Origin of the sequence: Haloferula helveola (assembly GCF_037076345.1) — a bacterium.
Classification (GTDB): domain Bacteria; phylum Verrucomicrobiota; class Verrucomicrobiia; order Verrucomicrobiales; family Akkermansiaceae; genus Haloferula; species Haloferula helveola.
The window spans coordinates 3,080,668-3,103,115 of sequence record NZ_AP024702.1 but is presented as its reverse complement, the minus strand read 5'-3'; the positions used below and the strand labels follow the sequence as shown (position 1 = coordinate 3,103,115).

The 22,448-nt window shown below is 64.0% G+C and carries 22 protein-coding genes; 15 read left to right on the top strand and 7 right to left on the bottom strand.

Translation table 11 applies throughout. The features are described from left to right. The first annotated feature begins 25 nt into the window (after positions 1-25). Genes HAHE_RS11530 through HAHE_RS11520 form a run of 3 tightly spaced genes read left to right on the top strand, consistent with a single transcriptional unit; the run spans position 26 to position 2,746 of the window. A complete protein-coding gene (locus HAHE_RS11530) occupies positions 26-997 on the top strand; it encodes an ADP-ribosylglycohydrolase family protein (RefSeq protein ID WP_338684591.1) in 972 nt (323 codons plus the stop codon). Beyond that, positions 994-2,124 carry an FAD-binding domain-containing protein gene (locus HAHE_RS11525; protein WP_338684589.1) on the top strand — a complete coding sequence of 377 codons (1,131 nt, stop codon included), beginning with the start codon at positions 994-996 and terminating at the stop codon, positions 2,122-2,124. The genes HAHE_RS11530 and HAHE_RS11525 overlap by 4 nt, the downstream gene beginning before the upstream one ends. A 49-nt stretch (positions 2,125-2,173) precedes the next feature. After that, entirely contained in the window at positions 2,174-2,746 is a 573-nt protein-coding gene (locus tag HAHE_RS11520; RefSeq protein WP_338684587.1) for a DUF1287 domain-containing protein, read from the top strand. Positions 2,747-2,797: 51 nt separating this feature from the next. On the opposite strand, the gene trxA is transcribed toward HAHE_RS11520, so the two are convergent. The 3 genes from trxA to HAHE_RS11505 form a co-directional block, all read right to left on the bottom strand. After that, on the bottom strand, positions 2,798-3,118 hold the full coding sequence (gene trxA, locus HAHE_RS11515; protein WP_338684585.1) for a thioredoxin: 321 nt from the start codon (positions 3,116-3,118) through the stop codon (positions 2,798-2,800). Between the two features lie 265 nt (positions 3,119-3,383). After that, positions 3,384-3,581 carry a hypothetical protein gene (locus HAHE_RS11510; protein WP_338684583.1) on the bottom strand — a complete coding sequence of 66 codons (198 nt, stop codon included), beginning with the start codon at positions 3,579-3,581 and terminating at the stop codon, positions 3,384-3,386. 9 nt (positions 3,582-3,590) lie between these two features. Continuing rightward, complete coding sequence (locus HAHE_RS11505) at positions 3,591-4,262, bottom strand: hypothetical protein (protein WP_338684582.1); 672 nt, start codon at positions 4,260-4,262, stop codon at positions 3,591-3,593. A 175-nt stretch (positions 4,263-4,437) separates the two neighbouring features. On the opposite strand from HAHE_RS11505, the gene HAHE_RS11500 reads away from it, so the two are divergent. The 3 genes from HAHE_RS11500 to HAHE_RS11490 all read left to right on the top strand — a co-directional run bounded on the left by HAHE_RS11500 (position 4,438) and on the right by HAHE_RS11490 (position 7,577). Beyond that, positions 4,438-5,802 carry an alkaline phosphatase PhoX gene (locus tag HAHE_RS11500; RefSeq protein ID WP_338684580.1) on the top strand — a complete coding sequence of 455 codons (1,365 nt, stop codon included), beginning with the start codon at positions 4,438-4,440 and terminating at the stop codon, positions 5,800-5,802. Between the two features lie 133 nt (positions 5,803-5,935). Next, the gene (locus tag HAHE_RS11495; protein WP_338684576.1) at positions 5,936-6,451 is read left to right on the top strand and encodes a hypothetical protein; all 516 of its coding nucleotides are present in this window, start codon (positions 5,936-5,938) and stop codon (positions 6,449-6,451) included. Positions 6,452-6,533: 82 nt separating this feature from the next. Continuing rightward, a complete protein-coding gene (locus HAHE_RS11490; RefSeq protein ID WP_338684574.1) occupies positions 6,534-7,577 on the top strand; it encodes a 3-deoxy-7-phosphoheptulonate synthase in 1,044 nt (347 codons plus the stop codon). A gap of 4 nt (positions 7,578-7,581) precedes the next feature. Here HAHE_RS11490 and HAHE_RS11485 read toward each other — a convergent pair whose 3' ends face one another. Beyond that, positions 7,582-8,553, bottom strand: a complete 972-nt coding sequence (locus tag HAHE_RS11485) for a hypothetical protein (RefSeq protein ID WP_338684572.1) — start codon at positions 8,551-8,553, stop codon at positions 7,582-7,584. Positions 8,554-8,722: 169 nt separating this feature from the next. Between HAHE_RS11485 and HAHE_RS11480 the strand changes: the two genes are divergently transcribed. From HAHE_RS11480 to HAHE_RS11465, 4 genes are all read left to right on the top strand, one after another. Beyond that, the gene (locus tag HAHE_RS11480) at positions 8,723-9,937 is read left to right on the top strand and encodes a hypothetical protein (protein ID WP_338684569.1); all 1,215 of its coding nucleotides are present in this window, start codon (positions 8,723-8,725) and stop codon (positions 9,935-9,937) included. A gap of 169 nt (positions 9,938-10,106) precedes the next feature. Beyond that, on the top strand, positions 10,107-10,484 hold the full coding sequence (locus HAHE_RS11475) for a cupin domain-containing protein (RefSeq protein WP_338684567.1): 378 nt from the start codon (positions 10,107-10,109) through the stop codon (positions 10,482-10,484). Positions 10,485-10,533: 49 nt separating this feature from the next. Beyond that, entirely contained in the window at positions 10,534-11,259 is a 726-nt protein-coding gene (locus HAHE_RS11470; protein ID WP_338684565.1) for a putative 4-mercaptohistidine N1-methyltransferase, read from the top strand. Positions 11,260-11,314: 55 nt separating this feature from the next. Then, positions 11,315-12,175 carry a trypsin-like peptidase domain-containing protein gene (locus HAHE_RS11465; RefSeq protein ID WP_338684563.1) on the top strand — a complete coding sequence of 287 codons (861 nt, stop codon included), beginning with the start codon at positions 11,315-11,317 and terminating at the stop codon, positions 12,173-12,175. On the opposite strand, the gene HAHE_RS11460 is transcribed toward HAHE_RS11465, so the two are convergent. Continuing rightward, on the bottom strand, positions 12,166-13,149 hold the full coding sequence (locus tag HAHE_RS11460; protein WP_338684561.1) for a ThuA domain-containing protein: 984 nt from the start codon (positions 13,147-13,149) through the stop codon (positions 12,166-12,168). The genes HAHE_RS11465 and HAHE_RS11460 overlap by 10 nt on opposite strands. 165 nt (positions 13,150-13,314) lie before the next feature. Between HAHE_RS11460 and HAHE_RS11455 the strand changes: the two genes are divergently transcribed. The 5 genes from HAHE_RS11455 to HAHE_RS11435 all read left to right on the top strand — a co-directional run bounded on the left by HAHE_RS11455 (position 13,315) and on the right by HAHE_RS11435 (position 17,971). Then, positions 13,315-14,472 carry a L,D-transpeptidase gene (locus HAHE_RS11455; RefSeq protein WP_338684559.1) on the top strand — a complete coding sequence of 386 codons (1,158 nt, stop codon included), beginning with the start codon at positions 13,315-13,317 and terminating at the stop codon, positions 14,470-14,472. Between the two features lie 25 nt (positions 14,473-14,497). After that, entirely contained in the window at positions 14,498-15,565 is a 1,068-nt protein-coding gene (locus HAHE_RS11450) for a peptidylprolyl isomerase (RefSeq protein ID WP_338684557.1), read from the top strand. Further along, positions 15,562-16,497: an endonuclease/exonuclease/phosphatase family protein gene (locus tag HAHE_RS11445; RefSeq protein WP_338684555.1), complete on the top strand. Its 936-nt coding sequence runs from the start codon at positions 15,562-15,564 to the stop codon at positions 16,495-16,497. The genes HAHE_RS11450 and HAHE_RS11445 overlap by 4 nt, the downstream gene beginning before the upstream one ends. Before the next feature lie 100 nt (positions 16,498-16,597). Continuing rightward, positions 16,598-16,813: an amphi-Trp domain-containing protein gene (locus HAHE_RS11440; RefSeq protein WP_338684553.1), complete on the top strand. Its 216-nt coding sequence runs from the start codon at positions 16,598-16,600 to the stop codon at positions 16,811-16,813. 279 nt (positions 16,814-17,092) lie between these two features. After that, positions 17,093-17,971 carry a hypothetical protein gene (locus tag HAHE_RS11435; RefSeq protein ID WP_338684550.1) on the top strand — a complete coding sequence of 293 codons (879 nt, stop codon included), beginning with the start codon at positions 17,093-17,095 and terminating at the stop codon, positions 17,969-17,971. 28 nt (positions 17,972-17,999) lie between these two features. On the opposite strand, the gene HAHE_RS11430 is transcribed toward HAHE_RS11435, so the two are convergent. Together HAHE_RS11430 and HAHE_RS11425 are read right to left on the bottom strand one after the other, a co-directional pair. Further along, positions 18,000-21,680, bottom strand: coding sequence for a hypothetical protein (locus HAHE_RS11430; RefSeq protein ID WP_338684548.1), 3,681 nt, complete (start codon positions 21,678-21,680; stop codon positions 18,000-18,002). Between the two features lie 21 nt (positions 21,681-21,701). Beyond that, positions 21,702-22,448: a hypothetical protein gene (locus tag HAHE_RS11425; protein WP_338684546.1), complete on the bottom strand. Its 747-nt coding sequence runs from the start codon at positions 22,446-22,448 to the stop codon at positions 21,702-21,704.

Sequence of the window (22,448 nt, the reverse complement as noted above, 5' to 3'; positions counted from 1 at the left end):
TCGGCCCCGCAACGATGGGTGCCGCATGAGTTCCAACGCCTTCCTCGGCTCGCGGGTCGCGGACGCAGTGGCCATGCCGGTCCACTGGTACTACGACCGCGAGGCCCTTCAACGCGACTACGGCCCGATCGACGGCTATCAGGCCCCGCGCAATCCCCACCCCGATTCCATCCTTTGGCGATCGACCTACGTGGCTCTGAATTCCGATGGCGACATCCTGCGCGACCAAGCCCGCTACTGGGGCCAGCGCGGTATCCACTACCACCAGTTCCTCGAGGCCGGTGAGAACACGCTGAATTTCCGCCTCGCGACGGAACTCGTCCGCTGGTCCACCGAACGCGGCGGCTACGATCCGGATCGCTGGCTGGAACGCTACGTCGAAGTCATGCTCACTCAGGGCTGGCATCGCGATACCTATGTCGAAGAATACCATCGGGGATTCTTCACCCGCTACGCCCAAGGAAAGGCCCTGAGAAAGTGCTCGATCCGGGATGAGCACATCGGCGGACTCGCGCAGGTCCCGGCCTTGTTCAGCCTGCTCGACGACCTTCCTTTGGACGAGAAACGTAGGATCGTTCGCGAGCATGTCGGCCTGACCCACGCCCACGCCAACGTGCTGCGCGCCGCCGACACTCTGTGCCGACTGCTCCATCGGATCCATGAGGGAGTCGGACTCCGGGAGGCGATCCTGAGCGAAGCGGGCGACTGGATCTCGACGCGCAAGTGCGAGAAGTGGGCCACCCAGCCCGACGAGCACGTCGTCGGCCAACGCTTCAGCCCAGCCTGCTACATCGATCAGGCCATGCCCGCCGCTCTCTTCCTGGCTTGGAAATGCCACGACGATTTTGACCGCGGCATCATTGCCAATGCCATGGTCGGTGGAGACAACTGCCACCGGGGTGCCGTCGTCGGAGCGCTGCTCGGCGCCGCATGCGGCATCCACCCGCGATGGATCGAAGGTCTTCACCAACCACCCGAACCCGCCGCCGCATCGTGAGATTCCCTCCGACCCGAGACACGGCGATCGAACGACTCGAGTCGTTTCTCCCGAACGCCGCGAAATACGCCAAACTCCGCAACTTCGACTTCGGCCCCGCCGAGCGGTCGAACGTTTCGGGCCTGTCCCCTTACCTTCGCACCCGCCTGATCACCGAAGATGAGGTCAGCCGGGCCGTGCTCGGGCGCTTCGCGGCGTCGAGTGTCGACAAATTCCTGCAGGAAGTCGCGTGGCGGACCTACTGGAAGGGCTGGCTGGAAATGCGTCCTCAGGTCTGGGATCGCTACCTTTCGGACCTCGACGGGCTCGACCGATCCGACGACTACGATGCCGCCATCGCAGGACGCACGGGCATCGACTGTTTCGACAGCTGGGCGCGCGAGTTGGTCGAGCACGGCTATCTTCACAACCACACCCGTATGTGGTTCGCCAGCATCTGGGTTTTCACGCTCCGGCTTCCTTGGCAGCTCGGCGCCGACTTCTTCATGCGACACCTGCTCGACGGCGACCCGGCGTCCAACACGCTGTCGTGGCGCTGGGTCGCGGGCCTCCACACGAAGGGCAAACACTACCTCGCGCGAGCTTCGAACATCGCGAAGTACACGGACGGCCGGTTCAATCCCACGGGCCAGCTCGACGAGTCCGCCGGTCCGCTGCCACAAGATCATGAGTTCGAACGAATGCCCCTTGAGTTGCAGGATTTCTCCCCACCAGACGGCAGGATCGGCCACCTCGTCCTTGCGGATGACCTCGCGCCGCCACCCTGCGAGGTGATGTCTACCGGCGTTGCCACCGAGTGTCTCCGGGAAGCGGCGCAACCGGTTCACAATTTCCTGCGGGGCGCTCTGGAAGACACACGGCAGAGATACGGAGGCGTCGCACTGACCGGCGACCTTGGCGAAGCCGTCCAGGCGTGGGTGGCCGACGAGAAACTCGATGCCATCGTCGTCGCACGTCCCGCGGTCGGCCCATGGCGTCAGGTTCTGGATAACCTCGAAGCCGGAGTGCCGGTCCATCCCTTCGTCCGCGAGTGGGATCGCAAACTCTGGCCCTCTGCCACCGCGGGCTTCTTCAAGCTCCGCAAGCAGCTGCCGAAGTTCTTCGATTCCCTCGCCGTATCGGGATGAATCCGTCGGCGGAACTCGCAAATCCCGGATCGGGCATCGCTCACCCTACATGCGAAGTATTCTCTGCCTTCTTCTCCTCAGCATGGTCGGTGGTTTCCTGCGTGCGGAGACCGGCAAGAAGATCGTCGAGGCCGCCCGGACCCAGATCGGCGTGACCACCCTCTACGACCCAGCCTACGTCGGCCTCGACTACCCCGGCGGCGACGTTCCGAAGGAACGCGGCGTTTGCACCGACGTCGTCGTCCGCGCGCTGCGGAAGGGCATCGCTGCCGACCTTCAGAAGCTCGTTCACGAGGACATGAGGGCGAACTTCGCCAAGTATCCGAAAAACTGGGGGCTCAAGCGACCCGATCGGAATATCGACCATCGCCGGGTTCCCAACCTCAAGACCTACTTCAAGCGGCAGGGATATTCCAAAGACGTCACCAAGAAGCCGTCCGACTACCAACCCGGTGACCTCGTCACCTGCACCGTGCCGCCGAACCTCCCGCACATCATGATCGTCAGCGACCGGCGCAACGAGGACGGCAGACCTCTGGTGATCCACAACATCGGCAGGGGCGCGAAGGAAGAGGACCGGCTGTTCGACTTCCCGATCACCGGCCACTACCGGTGGAAATGAAAAAGGCCGGCTCCCGTGGGGGAACCGGCCTTTGAAAAAAGCGGGATACGATCAGGCGAGCGACGCCAGCTTCTCCTTGAGCTGGTCCTTGGTCACGTTCGCGCCGACGATCTGGTCCTTCACCTCGCCGCCCTTGAAGAAGAGGAGCAGCGGGATCGAGCGGACGTTGTACTTCACCGCGAGGTCGCGGGCTTCGTCGACGTTGACCTTGCCGACCTTGGCACTGTCACCGATCTCGTCGGCCACCTGGTCGATGACCGGACCGATCATCTTGCAGGGTCCGCACCACTCGGCCCAGAAGTCCACGAGCACCGGCACGTCGGAGTCGATCACCTCACTTTGGAAATTGCTGTCGTTGAGTTGCAAAGCCATGGCCGAACGATGGCGGGCGGACTCCGATTGTCAACTCCGCCCGGATCCCGGAGCGAGCCCAGAGAATCCGTTGCTCGGACAATCCGAATGGGACCGGGATGGATAAGATGGATGGGATCAGATTGGGATGGCGGAGACTTGCGAACCCAATCCGTCATCCGATCCATCCCATCCATCCTGGTCCGGAATACAATCGGCATACCGGAACGAAAAACGCCCGCTCCCGGAGATCCGGAAGCGGGCGCTGAAGTGGGTCGGGATCGAATTACTCTTCGCTCTCCTCCATGTCCTCGGAGTCATCCGCCGGTTCATCGGCGGGCTCGTCGTCGGCGACGGCTGGCGACTCGTCGGCCATCGGGGCGTCGAGGTTGCCCTCGCGCATGTCCGTTTCGACCGTCGTGCTCTGCCATGCGAGGAAGGCGACGCCGGCGGCGAATACAAAGGTGATGATGGGTGCTACCATGGTCGTGAATTAGAAAAGGTTACCCCACTCGATGGGCTGCTTCTCGCCTTGGTCGTCGGTTCCGAGCCAGACTGCGGCGGTCATGAGCTGGATCGCGATCACCGCGGCGGCGCCGAGGAAACCGAGGATCGAGAGGACGTTGACGATCCCGTTCGAGCCGGTGCCGGCATCCTCTTCGCTGACCTGCATGGTCGCCATCTGCGACGCGGCCGGCGCGGCGGTGCCGAGCGGCTGGGTCGGCGGCTGGAGTTGGACGGTCGCCTTCGGGAGGGCAACGGTCGGGCCGGGTGCCGGAGCGCTGGGAGCACCGGGGCCACCGGCAGGTTGGGTGATCGGCGGGCCCGGCTTTGAAGCCGCACCACCGGTATTGAGCTTGATGGTCGGGGCCGGAGCACCCGGAGCGGAAGAGCCACCCGCGGTGCGGAGAGGAATCGTCGGGGCCGGGGCCGGAGCCTTGCCACCCACGGTCGGAGCCGGGGGTGCGCCGACCGTCGGGGACGGTGGCTTGGGAGCCGTTGGAGGCTTGGGCGCGGCAGTCGGCTTCGGGGCGGCCGGGGCCGGAGCGGCACCGGTCGGCGAAGCGGCGGGCGCATCGGCGGCCTTCAGGGTCACGCGGACCGTTTCCTTCTTCAGCGGGACGCTGGAAGTTTGTTTCGAGGGCGGGTTCTCTTGATCGCTCATGCGGGCGTTTTTTTGCGTTTTTTGCGTTGGGGAGAAAAAACACTTCCAAAGAAGGCGTGTCAAACCTCCATCAAGCCGGAAAATCGGCCGTATTTACTTTATCCATCAACAATTCCGCCACTTTCCGGCTCTCGTCTTGACCCCCCTCAGCCGCCCTGTCTCGTAGCTCCAGTCCATGATCACCCGCCGCCGTTTCCTCGTCACCACCGGCCTCGCCTTCGCCGGCCTCCAGCGCTACAGCCATGCCGCCACTTCCCGCACGGCCGACCCCTTCGGCCCGCTGATCAAGGATCCGGAAGGAATTCTCGATCTTCCCGAAGGCTTCTCCTACCGCGTGCTCTCGAAACTCGGCGAGAAAATGGACGACGGCTTCAAAGTCCCCGGAAAGCCGGACGGCATGGCCGCCTTTGCCGGTCCGGACGGCAAGGTGATCCTCGTCCGGAACCATGAGTTGGCGCTGGCGATGACCGGTATCGGGCCTTTCCCGAACAACCGGAAGTTCCCCGAAAATCTCGATCTCTCGCTGAGCCACGATGCGGGGGAAGGCGGCCGCGAACCCCACATCGGCGGCACCAGCAACCTGGTCTTTGATCCGGAGACCGGCGAGACCGTCCGCCAGTTCCTCTCGCTGACGGGCACCGACCGCAACTGCGCCGGCGGGCCGATGCCATGGGGCACATGGATCACCTGTGAGGAGCCGGAAGACCTCCTCACGCCGCGCGGACGCCAACACGGCTGGTGCTTCGAGGTGAAGGCCACCGACCAGCCCGGATTGCAGAAGGCGGTCCCGCTCAAGGCCCTGGGCCGCTTCCGGCACGAGGCTGTGGCGCTCGATCCCGGCACCGGGATCCTCTACCTCACCGAGGACCGGACCGACGGCCTGCTCTACCGTTTCCTGCCGAAACGGGAACGCGATTTCACCGAAGGCAAACTGCAGGCGCTGGCGATCGTCGACCGACCCAAGGCCGACTTGCGCAACTACGATCCGGATTCGGAGTGGCCGGTCGAACGGACGCCGATGAAAGCGACGTGGATCGACGTCGAGGAGCCTGAAGCACCTCTCGACGACCTCAGGATCCGCGGCCACAAGGCGGGTGCGGCACGCTTCGCACGCGGCGAAGGCATCTGGTTCACCGAAGACGGGATCTTCATCTGCTGCACCGACGGTGGAGCGACCCGGCACGGCCAGGTGTTCCGTCTCGATCCCTCCGGATCGGCCGAAAAGCCGGACACGCTCGAACTCTACATCGAAGCCGGTGAGGACGACCTCCTGACGAACGGCGACAACGTGTGCTCCGGACCATGGGGCGGACTGGTGATCTGCGAGGACCTCGTCGACGCGTCCTTCAGCACCCACACCCACCTGCGGGGGATCACCAGCGACGGCAAGATGTTCAGCATCGCGCGGAACTCGAAGGACAAGTCCGAGTTCGCCGGCTCATGCTTCTCGCCCGACGGCAAATGGCTCTTCGCCAACCTGCAAGGCCACGGCCTCACGCTCGCGATCACCGGACCGTGGGAGAAAGTGACGAAGGCGTAGAGGGGAATGGACCACGAGCTTAAGCTCGCCCTGGAACCCCTGCACCATGATGTCCCGACTCTCCGGGGCGAGCTGAAGCTCACGGTCCACTCTGGCCGTTGCATGCTCACCTCAGTCCCGGCTACCCTTACCCATGCGACTCAAGATCGGCCTCGCATTCGCCATTCTTGGCACGATCGCCTGTCTGCTGCCGTATGCCCTCCAGAAGACCGCCCGGAGCATCACGATGGGGAGCGTCACGGATCGGGAAAGGCTTGCCGACGCCAGCTCCGCCGAGCTGTCCCCGGACTCCCGGCCTCCGAAACTCAGCGACCGTTCCCAACCCTCTCCACGCGACCTTGTCCGGGCGAGACTTAAGGAGTCCGTGCTCCCCGTGGTGGACTTCAACCAGGCCCTTCCTGCCGAGTGCATCGACTGGATCATGCATCGAGTGAACTTCCCGGAGGACGGACAGGCCGATCGTCTGCAGATCGCCTACAGGTGGGTGGATGCCGCTGAAGACGGCGGGCTCGAATCCGCGAAGCCTACCCCGCTTATCCATCTCCAGCGCAGCAACATCGACGCCTGGACATTGATCAACCTCGTCGCCGACCAAGCGAACCTGCAGTTCGCCATCGACGACCAGGGCGTTCTCGAGTTCAGCCGGTAGAATCTCGGCGCTGCCTCCGCCATGCACCACATTTGGAACTTGGCTCTTTTTACTTCGAACTCCCCACCCGTAAGCTGCGCCCATGACTTCGCGCGTCACCGACCTGCACGTCGCCCGCAACGTCCCGCTGCCCGCACCCGCCCTGCTCCATTCGGAAATCCCCCGCTCGGAGAAGCAGGCAGACTTTGTCGCTGCCTCGCGCGACGTGATCGGCTCGATCCTCTTCGGTGACGACCCGAGGCTGCTGGTGATCGTCGGGCCGTGCTCGATCCACGACACCGAAGCCGGCCTCGAGTATGCCCAGCGCCTCGCCGCGCTCTCGGAACGGCTGAAGGACAAGCTTTACCTCGTGATGCGCGTTTACTTCGAGAAGCCGCGCACCACCGTCGGCTGGAAGGGGCTGATCATGGACCCGAAACTCGACGGCTCCGACAACATCCCCGAAGGCCTGCGCCGCGCGCGCGGATTCCTGCGCAAGGTCGTCGACCTCGGCCTGCCGACCGCCACCGAGCTGCTTGATCCGATCACGCCGCAATTCATCGCCGACCTGATCAGCTGGTCGGCCATCGGCGCCCGCACCGCGGAAAGCCAGACCCACCGCCAGATGGCCTCCGGCCTGTCGATGCCTGTCGGCTTCAAGAACACCACCTCAGGCGACCTCCACGCCGCGATCAACGCGGTCAAGGCGGCCAGCAAGACCCAGACCTTTCTCGGCGTCTCCGAACAGGGCGTCGCCTCCGCCGTGACCACCACCGGCAACCCGCGATGCCACGTCATCCTGCGTGGCGGCGACGCCGGCCCGAACTTCGACGAGGACAGCGTCCGCAAGACCCGTGAAACACTGGAGGCCGCCAAGCTTCCGCCCGCGATCATGATCGACGCCTCGCACGCCAACTGCGGCAAGGACGACAAGCGCATGCCCGACGTCTTCCGCGAGATCGTCCGCCAGCGAGCCGCAGGCGACACCTCGGTGATCGGTGCGATGCTCGAAAGCAATCTCGTCGCCGGCAACCAGTCTTTCCCCCAGCCGCTCGACCAGCTCGTCCGCGGTCAATCGATCACCGACAAGTGCATCGATTGGGAAACCACCGAGGCGCTCCTCCACGAAGCCGCGGAAAAGCTCTGAGCGGTCACTTGAAATCCCGGCTCTCGAGCCACTCGTACCACTCGGCCTCCAACGCGGCATCGTTGGCATAGCCATAGGTCTCCAACAGTACCGCCTTGGTGATCGTGGTGCCGTCGCGAGCCTTCTTGACCAGTTCCTGATACTTCCCGCGCGCAGCATCATCGCGGACCAGGAAACAAGTGAGCGCGAAAATGTAACCCGACTCGTTGGGTGAGAGCGTCAGGATCTGTGCGGTGCAAACATCGTCGAGGCTCTCGCGCTTGCCGTCCTTGCACAACTTCCGCAGCACCTTCGCCCACGACTCGTTCGGCCCGAGCGTCTCGCCCTGCTGGATCTCGGCATTCTGCTGCTCGTAGTACGCTTCGAAGTCGAGATAGTAGACTCGGCACAATTCGAAAAGCTGGTGCTCGACGTAGTAGCCGAAGCCCGCGGTCATCCAGAACGGCAGCTTGTTCGAGGTCGATCGGGCGCGAAGCAACGTCGAACCCGTCGAGTGGACGAATACCGGCGTGATGTCGCGGTCGCCTCCCGCGCTCTGGTTCGGGTCGCCCTTGCAGAAGACCCCGTAGCGGTTCCGCGGATCGGAGTAATTGCCGGTCCGCTTCGTCAGGCGCACCGTGTTATCGTCCCAGCCATTGCGTCCGGCATCGATCTGCACCAGCTCGTTGAACTCGGCCCCGTCGCCCACCAGATAGATGCAGTGACGGTATGGTGCCTCGTCCGCCCCTTTCGCACCGTCCGGCGTGCGGAAGAGATTGTCCGAAAAGTCCTTCTCCAAACCGGGCAGCACTTCCACGACCACGTCCCAGACCTTTTCCGCGTATCGCGAGGCGGGATCGTAGCTGGTGCCCTCCACGCGGATGAAGAAATGGTCGGTGTCCTTCTCCTTCCACTTCCAGCCATCAAAGTGGCTGTCTTGGGCAAACAGGGGCGACGCGAAAAGCGCGCCGGCGAGACAAAGGTGAGACACATTCATCGTGCGAGGCTACCGGTTCGGCCCCGCTCGGCAAGGAATCAAGGAGGGGCTGCCTTCGGCTGCCCTTTTCCACTGGGGTTGGGCAGCCGAAGGCAGCCCCTCCTTGCGTGACACTCCGGCCGCGAAAGTTCTCTTGCGCCACCCCCGGCCGGATTTAGGCTGCCGCGTTATGTCATCCGCAACGGCCACCTTGCCCGACTACCTCCACGAGGAGATCCTGCTCCATCCCGAAAACCGCGACTTTCCGCCCTTCGACCTCGTCAAGTTGCTCAGCTCGGTGTTCGAACCGACCGACGGATGCCGCGTCTGCATCCTGACCGACTTCGACGAGCCCGCCGGCCTGATCAGGGATTTCCAGTTTCTCAAAGAGGACGGCTTCCCGGTGCAAAAGAAGGCGCACGAAGCTTTCTACCAAGCATTGCACAAGGGAGCGATGGACCGCCTCGGCATGACCGGTGGCGAGATGTTCGCCTACCGCTGCACCCACGGTTCGAATCTGGATCTCGCCGACGAGGTCTGGGACACCGAGGGCAAGCAGCTGTCGCTGGATCGCGACATCTATCCGAACTACGACATCATCCTCTGCATCTCGACTTTTTCCGCCACCGCACCACTGACGGCGAAGTGCAAGGAGTTCGGTTTCCGCGGAGCAACATTGCACGGCCTCAACGACATCATCCTGTCGTCCGGCCTGGCAGTGAGCTACGACGAGGTTTCGGCCGACGCCGAGCGGATCCGCCTCGCAATGACCAAGGCGGACAGCGTTGAGATCGACTTCGAACTCGAAGATGGCCGCATCCTCACCGCCTGGCTCGGCCTCAACCGTCAGGAGGCTCAGAAGTCCCACGGACTTTGCAAAGGCAAGACCCCGGACGTCGCGAACCTGCCCGCCGGTGAAGTCTACTTCGTCCCGACCGATGCCCGCGGTCACTTCCCGATGAAATACGAAGACGGCACCCTAGGCGTGCTGACCGTCACCGACCGCAACATCATCAAGTCGGAGCTGATCGAAGGCGACCAGGCCACCATTGATGCCCACAACGCGCGGCTCGCCGACGACCCGATGACCGGCACGCTCGGCGAACTCGGCTTCGGCACGCAGGTGCTGCCCGTTTCCGGCGCCGACATTCAGGACGAGAAAGTGCTCGGCACCTGCCACCTCGCCACCGGCCGCGACGACCACCTCGGCGGCGACATCGTTCCGGAGATGTTCAAGAAGCACGAGAACTCGACCCACGACGACATCCTGTTCGCGCCCCACAAGACGCCGAACTTCAACGTCAAGGAGGTGCGCATGAACCGCGGAGGCGGGCAGGAGATCATCATCGAGAACTTCCGCCCGTCGCGCTACATCATGGACGCGCTTGCCGCGGACCGCGACTGATCCAGCCGAAAGGAAGCCTGCAGCAGATGGACCGCGAGCTTCAGCTCGCCCCGGAACCCCAGCACAGCAATGGACCGACTCTCCGGGGCGAGCTGAAGCTCGCGGTCCATTCGAAAACCAACGTCTCCCTTCTTGATCGGGGCACGCCTTCCATCGCGTAATTCAACTCATGAAGCGCTACGAACACGTTGACTTCCCCGATCTCGCCCCCGTCGAATGCTGCTGCGGCACGACCCGCCGGGCATTTGCCAATCTCGATGACGCCCCGGCATCCGCGCACTATCTTGAGGTCCGCGACGAACCGACCACCCACTATCACAAGAAAACCACCGAGATCTATCTGGTCCTCGAAGGCGAGGGATTCCTCGAACTCGATGGCGAAATGGTCGCGGTGAAGCCGCTCAGCGCCGTGATGATCCGCCCGGGATGCCGCCACCGTGCCGTGGGTCGCATGAAGATCGTCAACATCCCGATCCCCAAGCACGACGACAACGACTTCTTCTACGACGAGTCCGCCGTGAAGGAAGGCGAGGTCCCTGTTCACTGATTCCCGGACTTCAACGTTCGGTGTTGAGCGTTCGATGTTCGATATTCCCATGTCCAACCCCTACGAGTCGGACAAACTCCTCTCGGAGTATCTCCTCTTCCACTACGGGACCGCGGAGGAGATCCTCCCCGAAGACACCCCCGCGGGAATGGCGGACGCGCTCGATTTCGCCGTGCGCACGCAGCGCCACTTTTCTGCCGATGAAGCATCCCGGGGACTCGATCTCGGCTGCGCCGTCGGACGCTCGTCCTACGAGATGTCTCGTAGCTGCGGCGAGGTCATCGGCATTGATTTCTCCCACGCGTTCGTCGATGCGGCCACTGCCCTCCGGGACGCGCCGCTCCCCTACCGCCGGCTCGACGAGGGCCACGGGTGGACCCCGCTCGAAGCGAGGCTCCCCGACGGCACCGATCCGTCCCGGGTATGCTTCGAGCAGGGCGACGCGATGAACCTCCGCGACGACCTCGGAGACTTCGACCGGGTCCACGCCGCCAACCTCCTCTGCCGCCTCCCGGAGCCGGAACGACTGCTCGACCGGCTGCCTTCGCTCGTCCGCCCGGGCGGCGAACTCATCCTCGCCACCCCCTGCACGTGGCTCGGCGAGTTCACTCCGCCGGAGAACTGGCCGGACGGCCCGACGCTTGACTGGCTGCAACGGCACCTCGACCCCTCGTTCGAACTTCTTTCGACCCGCGACGAGCCATTCCTCATCCGGGAAACCGCCCGCAAGTTCCAGTGGACCTCTTCGCAACTCAGCCTGTGGCGGCGCCGGTGATGCCCGGCACGGAATTTGCCAGACGACCCGCCACGGACGCTTCGCTAAATCGGCCATGAAAACCGCCCTGCTCTTCCTCCTCGGCCTCGGTGCCGCCTTCGCCGAGCCTGTCGTGATCAACGACCCGGCCCTGATCGCTAATTTCCAACGAAAACTCGGGAAAATCGCGGACAAGGAAGAGTTTCCCACAGCGGACTCCTTTGCCAAAGGCTTGTCGGACATCTCCCGATCGATCGAGTTGCCTTCGACCGCGGCCGACAGCAGTCCGGAGGATCCGGCGGAATCCGTTTTCCTGATTAGTTCGGTCTACAAGTGCGGGAAGTGCGACAAGTGGCACATCGGTGGGGTCGCGACCGCCTGGGCTCTGACGACCGACGGCCTGATGGTCACCAACCACCACGTGTTCGAGAAAGCGAAAGGCGCCGCAATGGGGGTCTGCGACCGCGAGGGCAATGTCCACATCATCACCGAAGTAGTTGCTCAGAACCAGGAGAACGATGTCGCCATCTTCAAGGTCAAGGCGGGCGACCTCAAGCCGCTCGCGCTCGGGACTCCGGCGGCCATCGGGAGCCGGGTGCACGTGATCAGCCACCCCCACAAGCGCTTCTTCATGCACACCTTCGGCGACGTCTCACGCTACTTCCGCCGCCCGGGCAAAGACGACCGGAAAGCTTCGACGGTGATGTCGATCACCGCCGACTACGCCAAGGGTTCTTCGGGAGGACCGGTGCTCGACACCGATGGGCGTGTCGTCGGGATGGTTTCCTCGACCCAATCGATCTACTACGAGTCAGACAACGGCCAGCCGAAGGGACCGTTGCAAATGGTCGTGAAAAACTGCGTGCCGGTCTCCGCGATCCTCCAGACCCTCGAAGCACCGGCACGCGAAGCGGATAAAGCGGAAGCTCAACGGTAATCCGCCGGCTTCTTGCCTTTGACGAACTTGTTGAAGCCGAAGGCGCTCGGCTTGTAGTCGCCGACCGGCTCGACATTCAGCTCCTTCGGCACTTCCAGCCCGGTCGCCCAGAAGGCGGAGTTGACCACGAAGCGGGTCAGCCCGGGATGCACGAAGTCATCGGCAGCACCCATGGTCGTGCAGATGACCTTCTGGGTCTTGTCGCCGACCTTGCGGTCACGCACCCATGCCACCGGCATCATCGGATCGTTCTTCTTGCCTTCGACCGGGGCGCTGTCGGGCTCCATGGTCGAGAGCACCTGACCGTGGATCAGCACCTTCGCGTCCTCGGGCAGCTTCTTGATGCCATAAACGTCGGTGGTGCCCCAGACGTCCTCGACGCCGGTCAGCAACGGGTGACCGGCATTCGCCTCGTCCAAAACGCCCCGGGTGCTCTCCTTGCCGTGATGGCCGTGGTGATTGATCCACGTTTCCCCGAGCACCTGGCGCCCGAAGCCACCGTCCCACTCCTTCGAGTTGAACGACCAATGCTTGTACGGGCTGTCCTTCAGGCGACCGTATTTGAAAGCGTGGGTCGAGGTCCGCAGGCCGAGCAACGGCTTGCCGGCTTCGACGTAGTCAACGATGTGTTTCATGTCCTCGTCCGGCAACTCGCGGAAACGGAGTCCGACAACCAGGAAGTCGGCCGAGTCGATCGCCTCGACACCGGGAATATTCGTCTGCTCGTTCGGGTTGATCTCACCGGTCTTCGGATCGATCGCGAACAGCACGGTGCACTTGAATCCGTGGCGCTCGGCCAGAAGTTTGCCAAGCATTGGCATCGCTTCCTCGCTGCGGTATTCCTCGTCACCGCTGACGAGCACGACATGCTTACCTTTGCCCGGACCGTCACTTCCTTCGAAGACCAGCCAAGGATCCTCGGCGGCGAGTGGGGTGGCGAGCGCGATGGCGGCGAAAAACGTTGGAATCTTCATGGTGTGGGTCGGTTGCTACGTAGTGAACATGACGATTCTTTTGCGGCAAGCACCCGATTTCCTGTGGAATCCTGACAGCTCGGAAACACGGGCGGCAAAACCGGATGACACGGGCTCCGGGTGGTGGCAAAGTGCGCCCGTCCCGCCTCGACCCTCTCGGCCATCATGACCCGAATCGGACTGCTCACCCTCCTCGCCATCGCCCTTCCCGTCGCTGCCCAGGTGCCTCGCGCGCTGCCGGTGGACCCGTCGGACATCACCCCGGACACCGGCGTGAAGCCGGTCGAACCGGCCCCGACCGCACCCGAGGCGAAACCGTTGCCGCCGGGGCAGGTCGAGATTCCCGAACCAAAGACCAACCCGCGCTCGGACTCGCCGGAGGTCGAGAACCTGCCGACGAGCGAGGACGCGGTGCGGCTTCAGATCTTCCTCGATCAGGCTCACTTCGGCCCAGGCGTCATCGATGGCAAACCGGGCCGCTTCACGATTCTCGCGATGAATGCGTGGAATGAGGTCCAAGGCCACCCGCTGAACGACGTTCGCCCGGTCATGAATGCCGCGCGCGAGTCGGTCACCCATCCCTTCGCCACCGCGATCGTTCCTGAGGAGGCCCGGAAGTGGGTGAATTCCAGCCTTTCCTACAAGCGCTCCCAACAAGTCGGCGCCAAGCGCATGAGCTACCGAAGCTACGGAGAATTCATGTCGGAGCGCTATCACACCGACGTCGAGTTCCTGATCGAGATCAACGGCTCCAAGACCGTCTACGGCCTCACCCCGGGCAAGGCGTTGATCGTTCCCAACGTGAAGCCGTTCCTCGTCGAGAACCTTACCGGCTCCCGCTACGAGACCGAGGAGGTCCTCGCCAGCCGGCACGTGGTGGTCGACACCAAGGTCAACCAGGCACGCATCTACGAATCGACTCCGAGCGCGCTGGTGGTCAACGAGGGCGACGGCGCCGTGCAGGTGAAGGCGAACCGCTCGTTGATCGCGGCGTTCCCGATCACGCCGGGCAAACCGCAGTTCATCAAATACGGACTGTGGGAAATGCGCAACGCGGTGCAGCTCCCGGTGTGGCGCTACGACCAGTCGCTGCTCGACGGCAAGGGTCGCAGCAACGACGCGCTGAACATCCCGCCCGGCCCGAACAGCCCGGTCGGGGTGATCTGGATGGGCCTCAGCGTTTCGGGCATCGGCATCCACGGCACATCCGACCCGGAAACGATCGGCCGCGCCCGCAGCGCCGGCTGCATCCGGATGGCCAACTGGGACGCGACCCGCCTGCCGGATTTCGTCCGCCCCGGAGCCTCGGTGGAAATTCGCTGAACCCGCCGACGTATCTCCCGCACCCGTGCGCCCGTCCAAGAGCTTCACCATCCGGGTCTTCCTCTACTCGGCGGGCCTGATCTATCTGGCCCTCGACCTGTTCGTCTTCAACGGCCCGGTCAACCGGCGCATCCAGGACGGCCGGCCCGACAGCCAGAGCTCGCTCGCCTATGCCCGCAAGCAGGGCGTGGTGGCGCGCGTGATGGGCATCCCGATCTACCTTTCGCAGGTCGAGCGGGCCGCCCGCGAACGCCTGTGGCTGACCGGCAAGACGATGGATGATCTCGAACCGGAACAGCGGCGGACCACGCGCCTCGCGGCACTCAACGATCTCATCGATCACGAACTGCTGCGCATGAAAGTGCGCGCCAACCAGCAGGAGCTCCCCGTCACGGATGAGGAAATCGACGCGGCAGTGAAACGTCTCGCGTCGCGCTTCCCGACGCGTGAACAGATGCGGGCCGACCTCGAAGCCGAAGGCATCGACAGCGAGGAGGAACTTCGCCTGCGGCTCGGCGCGACGATTCAGCAGTCGAAATACATCGAGTCACAGATCGCCGATGGCATCGCGGTCAGCGAGGAAGAAGCGGCCGAGTGGTTTGCCGAGAATCGTGAACGGTTCGCCCTGCCTCCACGCGTCAAGGTGAGGCACGTTTTCGTCGCCACCCTCAATCGCGAGTCGGAGGATGCGAAGGGCGTTCTCGAAGAGGCTCTCGGAGAGCTGCGGGCCAAGACCAAAACGTTCGAACAGCTCGCCGCCGAAGTCAGCGAGGATGAACGCAACAAGCGCTCCGGTGGCGATCTCGGCTGGATGACCGGCGAGCGGATCCCCGCCGACTTTTCCAAGCCGGTCTTCGCGATGCAGAAAAACCAGCCACGGCTGATCCGCACCAAGATCGGCTGGCACCTCGTCGAGGTCACCGACAAGCGCGCCGCCGAACCGCGAAACTTCGAGGAAGCCCGCGATGAGGTTTTCGCCGCCCTCCAGACCTCCAAGCGGATCGAGATCATCGCCAACTACCGCAAGGCGCTGCGGGAAGGCCGCGGCGGGGTCGGCATCCACGTCTTCCACGACATGATCACCGGGGAATGACGCGGGCCCGGATCATCGCGCTCGGGTTGGCGCTGCTCGGTGCCGGATGCGGCGAAAAGGAAGCGCCCCGGGCCGTGCCGGTGCGGGCCGACGGCGTGCTGGAACTCACGCTGTGCAGCTTCAATGTCCGCTACGAGGCACCCGAGGATCACGGCTGGCGGAAGTGGCCGAACCGGCTCGACCGTGTGCTTCGGACGATCCGCCAAATCGATCCTGACGTCTTCGGGGTGCAGGAGGCGCTGCACGGCCAGGCGGCCGACCTGTGGGCTTCATTGCCCGACTACGACTTCCACGGTATCGGCCGCAAGGACGGCAAACGCGAGGGCGAGTATGCCGGCATTTTCTGGAAGCGCCACCGGTTCGAACCCGACCCGGCGGAACGCGGTACCTTCTGGCTGTCCGACTATCCGGAAATGCCCGGATCAAGAACATGGGGCAACGACCCGGAGCGATGTACCTCGTGGATCCGCCTGACCGACCGCGCGACCGGGCGCGGGTTCTACGTCTTCAACACCCACTGGGACCACCGCAGCCAGTACTCGCGCGAGCGGGCCGCACCGTTGATCGCCTCGCGCATCGACGCCCGAGCCCATCCGGAGGAACCGGTCGTGCTTCTCGGCGACTTCAACGCCACGGAGGGCAACCCGGCGGTGGACTACTTCATCGGCAAGGATGTCACGCTCGCCGGACAGTCGGTGCGTGGCTGGCAGCACCCGCTCACCGATCCATACCGCCGACTTCATCCCGACGTGAAGAACCGCCGCACGCTTCACTTCTGGACCGCGCGCACCGACGGCTGGGCCAAGGTTGACCACATTCTGGTTTCAAAGGACGCCCAGCTTCTCGGCGCCGACATCGTCCGCGCCGAAACCCGCGAGACCCAGCCCTCCGACCACTATCCTGTCTGGGTGAAGGTCGCGTGGCCTGAGTAGGATCCGCCTCAAGCTCAAGAGGAGCGCCGGTTATGAAACCGGCATCTTGCGAACCAACCCCAATGCCGGTTTCATAGCCGGCGCTTCAACCATTACCACCATGAAACAAGACCGAGACCTCGAGAAGACCTACCCGACCGACGAATTCATCGCCAAGCTCCGCCGTCTTGCGGATTGTTTGGAGAACGGTGAGCAGTTCGAAATCCAGATCGCCGGAGAGCGGATCTACGTTCCGGTCCGCGCGACCTACAACATCGAGCACGAACGCGAGGACGGCGCCGAAGAGATCGAGTTCCAGATCAAGTGGCAGGCGTAGCGGAGTGGCGCCTTGCAGGCGCCATGAGTGGGCGCGGCGATCTCCCGGTCGCGGATGATCAGCCCCAAATCCTGCCGCAACGACGGGTGGAGATCCGTATTCAGTGAACGCCTGCAATTGATTGCCTGGGCAACTACGCGGCCTGGAGACCGCCGCGCCCACTCATGGCGCTTGGAAAGCGCCACTCCTTGGATTCCCGGGCCTTGGTGAAAGAAGGGTCGCTTTCCACGGGCCTCTCCCTTTAGAAACGGAGCGCGGATTCAATCCCCCGTCTCCCGTATGAGCACCAAAGCCATCCCCCGCATTGTCGTTCCCGCCGTCGTCATCGGCATCGCCGTCGTTTTCGTGATCATGCGCAGCCGCGACGGATCGCAAGACGGAGATCAACCCCAAACCCCCGACCCGGTTCCCGCAGCAGTGACCGAGTCCACCAAGGCCGAACCGACCTCGGATCGCCCAGCATCGGACCCAAAGATCTCCTCCAGACAAGCTCCCGCCAGCCGCACTGACGCGCTCGTCGCGAAATACGGCGAGTCCCGTGTCGAGCTCGCTGGCGAAGTCGCGCTGGACGTCCTTTCACTGGTCGATGCTGCCGCCGGGGCCCAGGAAGCCCTGAAGGAGAACCCGGCCGACGATCCCGCCACGGACGCTTCCATCCTCGGCGGACTCTCCGGAGTCGCTCTCAGGGAAGACCAGTCCGAAGAGGTCGGCCGGCTTTACCAAGAATTCCGCCAACGTGAATTCGACGACCTCCAGACCGAAGCGAGCGACTACCGCAAGGACGCTTCGCCGCTCATGGAACTGCTTCTGGCCGCGGACGCCGCGTCCCGGGGAGAACTCGATCCGGCCGAATATTCCGACTGGCTTCCCGACCATGCCGGAGCCCTCGCGAGCCTGATGGATTTCTCACGAACCCGCGGCTATCTCGGATCGAACCCGATGGACGACGCGGCGTTCGTCGAGCGTTATCGCCAGGTGCTAGACAGCGATCAGCGGCAGGCCCTCGACGACCACCTCGCTTACCTCGCACTACGGGACGCAGCTTCATCCGCCAGTCCGTTTCCTCCCATGGATCTCGAAGCCATGCAGCACAAGGCGACCTACGCCGAGGAAGCTACCGTCAGCCTGCGGCAGCTGGTCACCGCCCCGACCGAGTAGCGGAGTCCGCTTCGGGGGCCGGACCGCCTCAGGCCGCGCGACGCGCGACCTTCATCCACTGCTTCACGACCTTCTCAAGGTCCGGTGCAGGCTGTTCTTCGCGACCGAAGCAAGTCGACTCGATCTCGTGGATCTGAGCCGTGATCGACTCACGGTCACCGTCGGAAAGCTGCCCGCCCAACTCGCTACGGACCCGTCGCAGGAACACCACCGTCGAAAACGGCGTCACCTCCTCCGGCGCGGTCAGCCCCTTCTCCGCCGCCTCGGCCGGCTTGCGGTTGCGGGCGATCAGCCAGATGAGCAGGATCAGCACCACGACGCCGGCGCCCGCCAGCAGCCAGCGGTTCATGTCGTTGCCGCCGATGGTCGAAAGCGCGATTCCCTTGGCCGCCTCGTCGGGAGTCAGTGTCAGCAGGTCGGCATCGCGATACACCTTGTATTCGATATTCGCTGAATCCCCGGCCGCGACCGGCTGCGGAAGCGGGAAGCTCGCGGCCGATTCGAGACCCGGCTGACGCCGGTAGGTGATCTGCCAGTTCCGATCCGCACGCGGGGCACGCGAAACGCCGTCGCTGGTGAACTCGACAATCGCCAGCGTGCCGTCGACCACTTCCGCTTCGAAGCCTTCACGCTCGAAATCGAAGTTCTCCGATAGGCCGGCGATGATCCCTTCGCCGGTTGCGGAGATGTCGACGCTGAGGATGCCGTCAGCCCAATCGCGCTCGTCGAGGGTCACCACGAAGTTGAGTTCAGGACACGGTCGGGGAGAGGGATCGTCAGAGCGAGCATCGATCGGCTGGACCTGCGACATCACCGGCAACACGACTTGTCCGGGTTGATCGACGAAGTCCATGTCGAGTTGGATCGACGGGATCCGGTCGACCGCGGCGTTCTTCGCCTGCAGGACGGCATACACCATCGGCGTTTCCATCCAGCCCTCGCGCCCGGCCGGGATCGGCTTGACGCCGGAGTCATGGAAGGTGAGCGAAACGACCTCGAAGGTCTCATCGAGCGCGGCGTGGATGTTCTTCTCGAAGTCCCCCCGGAGATCCCGTCCGCCCGGAGCCATGCCTCGTCCGGGACCGGACAGATACTTCCCAAAGCCACCGCTCTCGCGCAGCAACTGACGGGTCGATTCAAGCCCGATGAACAATCCGAACGGGTGGCCGTGACCGACTTCGGTCGGCCCGTCGACCGTCACCCGCAGTTGGATCTCATCCAGCAACTCCCGGTAGTAATCGAGCGAGCGGGTCGCCGCTTCGGCAGCGGGATGGTCCTCGCCGATGATCTTGAGTCCGGACGAGAGGAAACGCTGCCGCACGTTCGCCGGCACCCGCGGGAACAGCGTCCCGAGCATTTCGCCGAACATCGTCAGGTGGGCATCGGCCGCCTCGCCGGGAAGCGCGCGCATCGCGTCACCGATCGATGTCAGGCCGGGATCGGTCCGCGCCGTGTTGCTGGTAAGCTGCGCGAGATCGCTGGCCCCGAGCATCACGAAGAACCACGCTTGGTAAGGTTCGGTCGTCCACTGGCCCTTGGGCATCGACTCGATCCCGGAAGCATACGTTTCCGCCGCCTTGCGGAAGCTATCGAACGCGCCGTCGCGAAGACCGACGTAATCGGACAGCTGGATCTCGCGCTCGAACTCGTACTGAGAGGCGTCGTAGAACAAACGTCCGCGGGTGATGAGCGACTGCCAGTCATCGTCGTCATCGGGGATGCCGCGTTTCGCCAGTTCGAGGGCCGTGCGGTAACCGCGGGACACCTCATCCTTCATTTCCTCCTCGGTGCGCTTCGTTGAAGCCTGCTGCTGGGTTGCGGGATCGCGCCATTCTTCGGCCAGCCGGGTCCGCATGCCTTCGAGGAGATTCAGCAGCTCCGCGCGGACCATCGATTCCGGCGTTCCGAAAATCGCGATGATGTCATCGAGCTGGTAGACCTCGGCTCCGCTGTGGAGCGCCATGAAGGCCTCGACGATCAGCGCCGGATCGAGCGGCTCCGGAGAGATGCCGCGCAGCTCGGCGAGGAGCTGCTTCAGTTCCTCGATATTCCGGTTCTGACGCAACCGGGTCAGCGGGATGCTCTGGCCGGCGCGGGTCAGCTGGGGAGGAATGTACATCCCGTAGGCCCGCATCTGCTTCACCCGCGCGCTCTCTGCAGGCTTGCTCTGCTTCGCCACCCAAGCGGCGAGGATGTCCTCGCAGATCTGCCGCTCGAGACCCGGATGTTCCTCGGCGTAGGCACGCACGCTCGCCATGTCGAGCTCGTCGGTGCTCAGCACGCGGAGCTTGAGAAGCGTCAGCCGGACGCGCTGGGAAAGCCCCGGATTCAGACGCTCGATGATCTCCTTCGCCGGAGCCGTCTCAAGGATCTGGTCGGTCGACAGCGTGTTCACCTCCATCGATTCATACATCCCGTAGCGGCGCAGCATCATCCGCTCGGCCTGGGTCATCTCGGTCGCCACGATGCCGCCGGCGCGGTAGCAACCCTCGGCCTCGGCCAGCCAATTGAGCACCAGCACCGCGACATTCGGCGGCAGTGGTCCTTCCATCGGAATCAGGGCATCAAGAATCAGGCGCTGGGTTCCCAAGCTGTCGGTCCGCGCCTGAAGGTCCTCCCCTTGCGATGCCTTCTGCCCCTGCTCCCCGAAGATCGCGATCAGGTCGGAAAGGGTGGCACGTTGCGCGAAGAGTTGCTCGCGGATGAGCTTTTGTGCCGCCTCGGGTTCGAGCGCCGGAAGCAGCGCGACCAGCCGGTCCATCGCCAGCCGGAACTGCGGGCGGGTGTAGTTCCCGATCCGGGTCGACTTCATCAGCTTCGCGCAAACCGCCGCCGCTTTCCCGAACTGCCGTTCGTCGCGGTCCTCGATGCCGAGGGTGGTGAAGTACTCCATCGTGTAAACGAGCTGGGTCAGGTCGGACTTTTCCCACTCCGATTCCTCCAACGGAAGAAACGGAGCGGCCTCACGGATCCAGCCGAGTTCCGAAAGCAGCCGGGTCGCCAGCAAGGCGCTTTCCGGCGTTTCACCGCCCATGCCTTTCCACCCGTCCTTGAGACGCGCGCTCAGCGTTTCCCTGCCGGCATCGCCGAGGGCCACCTTGGCGAGCTTGGCAACCGCCGGGATCTGCTTCTCGGTCACTCCGCCCGGGGCGGCGTCGATCAGTCCGTAGAAGTCCTCGCTCAACAGCGGCGCCGGAAGCTTCCGCTTCTCGTTGCGCTGCATCATCAGCCGGCGCCGCATCTCATAGGGATCCTCGTCCTCGTTGATCTCCGGTTCGCTGAGCAGGGTGCCAACCGACACCGCCTGTCCGCTGAGCGAGGTGATGAGCTTGCTGTAAATCTCCTGGGCCTTCTCAACAGGCAGCGATGCCAACGTCTCGCCGACCACCTTCCAGTCGCCAAACATCACGGCGTGCTGGAACTCCTCCGCCGGCTTGAGTTCGGTGGTCGCGTCGCGGTTCCGCAGGACCTCGAAGATCGCCTCGGGCGACCGGTCGAAACCGACCTTCATCAACTCGGCCGCGAGGTCCTCCTCCTTTTCGGCCGGCTCCTCCGCGGGTTCCTCCGGCTCTTCGCCCTTCAGCGAGTTAAGGAGGGGATTCCCTTCGGTCGGATCGGGGACCGGGACGACCCGGATCTGGGCGGATGCAGCCGCGCAAAGCAGCCCGAGCGAAAGCAGGACGAGCCTGGAGTGGTGGGTGACGTTCATGAAAAAGAATTCGAAGAGGATTCAGGATCCGGAGCCGGGCTTGAAGCGGTCGAGGCCGGCTCCCTTGTCGGGCGGCCCTTCGCGCATCGGCCCGACTCCGGGTTTCTTGCCGCGTTGCCCGCGACGCTTGGCCATCTGTTCGCTCAGACCCTGACAAGCCATGCACTGGCCTTCCTTAGGCAGAGGCCTCGCCATGAGTTCGGTCAGGCTGAGCCGCTGCAGCTGAACCGCGGACTCAAGGTCCTTCTGGTGGGCGGCGGGCTCGCTGCCATTGGCCGGCTTTCCGCCGTGATCGAATTCCTCGACCAACAAACGGTAGTTCTGCCGCGCGAGTTCGGCTTCCTCCATCCAAAGTTCCCGGCTGGCGCCCTCGAGGCGCATCACCCAAGCGGCATAGTAGTGAATGCGGCCGGCGAGCTCACGCGCCTCCTCGCGGAATTCCCCGGGCATGGCGCGGAATGACGGATCGTTGACCAGCGCTTCGGAAAGATCGATCGCCTCCACGGCCTCGCCTTTGCGGAAGCGGGTCCGGACCTGGGCGAGATCGAGCCGCAGCTTGAGGTCCGGCTTTTCCGTTGCCACCAACCTCGCCGCCTCGCGGTAGGCCGAGTCGGCGGCCTCCCAGTCGCCTTCCTTTTCCGCATCCTCGCCCTGGATCACCAGCACGCGGGCTTCATCGATCTCGAGCCACTTCTGGCCACGACTGAAATGCAGGACCACCAGCGGCAGCGGCAGCATCAACCAAAGGAGTGCGAGGTAACGTTTCAT

Coding starts and splice junctions, on each gene's coding strand:
- HAHE_RS11500 (WP_338684580.1), top strand. CDS start 4,438: ATGATCACCCGCCGCCGTTTCCTCGTCACCACCGGCCTCGCCTTCGCC.
- HAHE_RS11520 (WP_338684587.1), top strand. CDS start 2,174: ATGCGAAGTATTCTCTGCCTTCTTCTCCTCAGCATGGTCGGTGGTTTC.
- HAHE_RS11455 (WP_338684559.1), top strand. CDS start 13,315: ATGACCCGAATCGGACTGCTCACCCTCCTCGCCATCGCCCTTCCCGTC.
- HAHE_RS11505 (WP_338684582.1), bottom strand. CDS start 4,262: ATGAGCGATCAAGAGAACCCGCCCTCGAAACAAACTTCCAGCGTCCCG.
- HAHE_RS11490 (WP_338684574.1), top strand. CDS start 6,534: ATGACTTCGCGCGTCACCGACCTGCACGTCGCCCGCAACGTCCCGCTG.
- trxA (WP_338684585.1), bottom strand. CDS start 3,118: ATGGCTTTGCAACTCAACGACAGCAATTTCCAAAGTGAGGTGATCGAC.
- HAHE_RS11435 (WP_338684550.1), top strand. CDS start 17,093: ATGAGCACCAAAGCCATCCCCCGCATTGTCGTTCCCGCCGTCGTCATC.
- HAHE_RS11470 (WP_338684565.1), top strand. CDS start 10,534: ATGTCCAACCCCTACGAGTCGGACAAACTCCTCTCGGAGTATCTCCTC.
- HAHE_RS11485 (WP_338684572.1), bottom strand. CDS start 8,553: ATGAATGTGTCTCACCTTTGTCTCGCCGGCGCGCTTTTCGCGTCGCCC.
- HAHE_RS11460 (WP_338684561.1), bottom strand. CDS start 13,149: ATGAAGATTCCAACGTTTTTCGCCGCCATCGCGCTCGCCACCCCACTC.
- HAHE_RS11440 (WP_338684553.1), top strand. CDS start 16,598: ATGAAACAAGACCGAGACCTCGAGAAGACCTACCCGACCGACGAATTC.
- HAHE_RS11495 (WP_338684576.1), top strand. CDS start 5,936: ATGCGACTCAAGATCGGCCTCGCATTCGCCATTCTTGGCACGATCGCC.
- HAHE_RS11465 (WP_338684563.1), top strand. CDS start 11,315: ATGAAAACCGCCCTGCTCTTCCTCCTCGGCCTCGGTGCCGCCTTCGCC.
- HAHE_RS11510 (WP_338684583.1), bottom strand. CDS start 3,581: ATGGTAGCACCCATCATCACCTTTGTATTCGCCGCCGGCGTCGCCTTC.
- HAHE_RS11475 (WP_338684567.1), top strand. CDS start 10,107: ATGAAGCGCTACGAACACGTTGACTTCCCCGATCTCGCCCCCGTCGAA.
- HAHE_RS11530 (WP_338684591.1), top strand. CDS start 26: ATGAGTTCCAACGCCTTCCTCGGCTCGCGGGTCGCGGACGCAGTGGCC.
- HAHE_RS11480 (WP_338684569.1), top strand. CDS start 8,723: ATGTCATCCGCAACGGCCACCTTGCCCGACTACCTCCACGAGGAGATC.
- HAHE_RS11430 (WP_338684548.1), bottom strand. CDS start 21,680: ATGAACGTCACCCACCACTCCAGGCTCGTCCTGCTTTCGCTCGGGCTG.
- HAHE_RS11445 (WP_338684555.1), top strand. CDS start 15,562: ATGACGCGGGCCCGGATCATCGCGCTCGGGTTGGCGCTGCTCGGTGCC.
- HAHE_RS11425 (WP_338684546.1), bottom strand. CDS start 22,448: ATGAAACGTTACCTCGCACTCCTTTGGTTGATGCTGCCGCTGCCGCTG.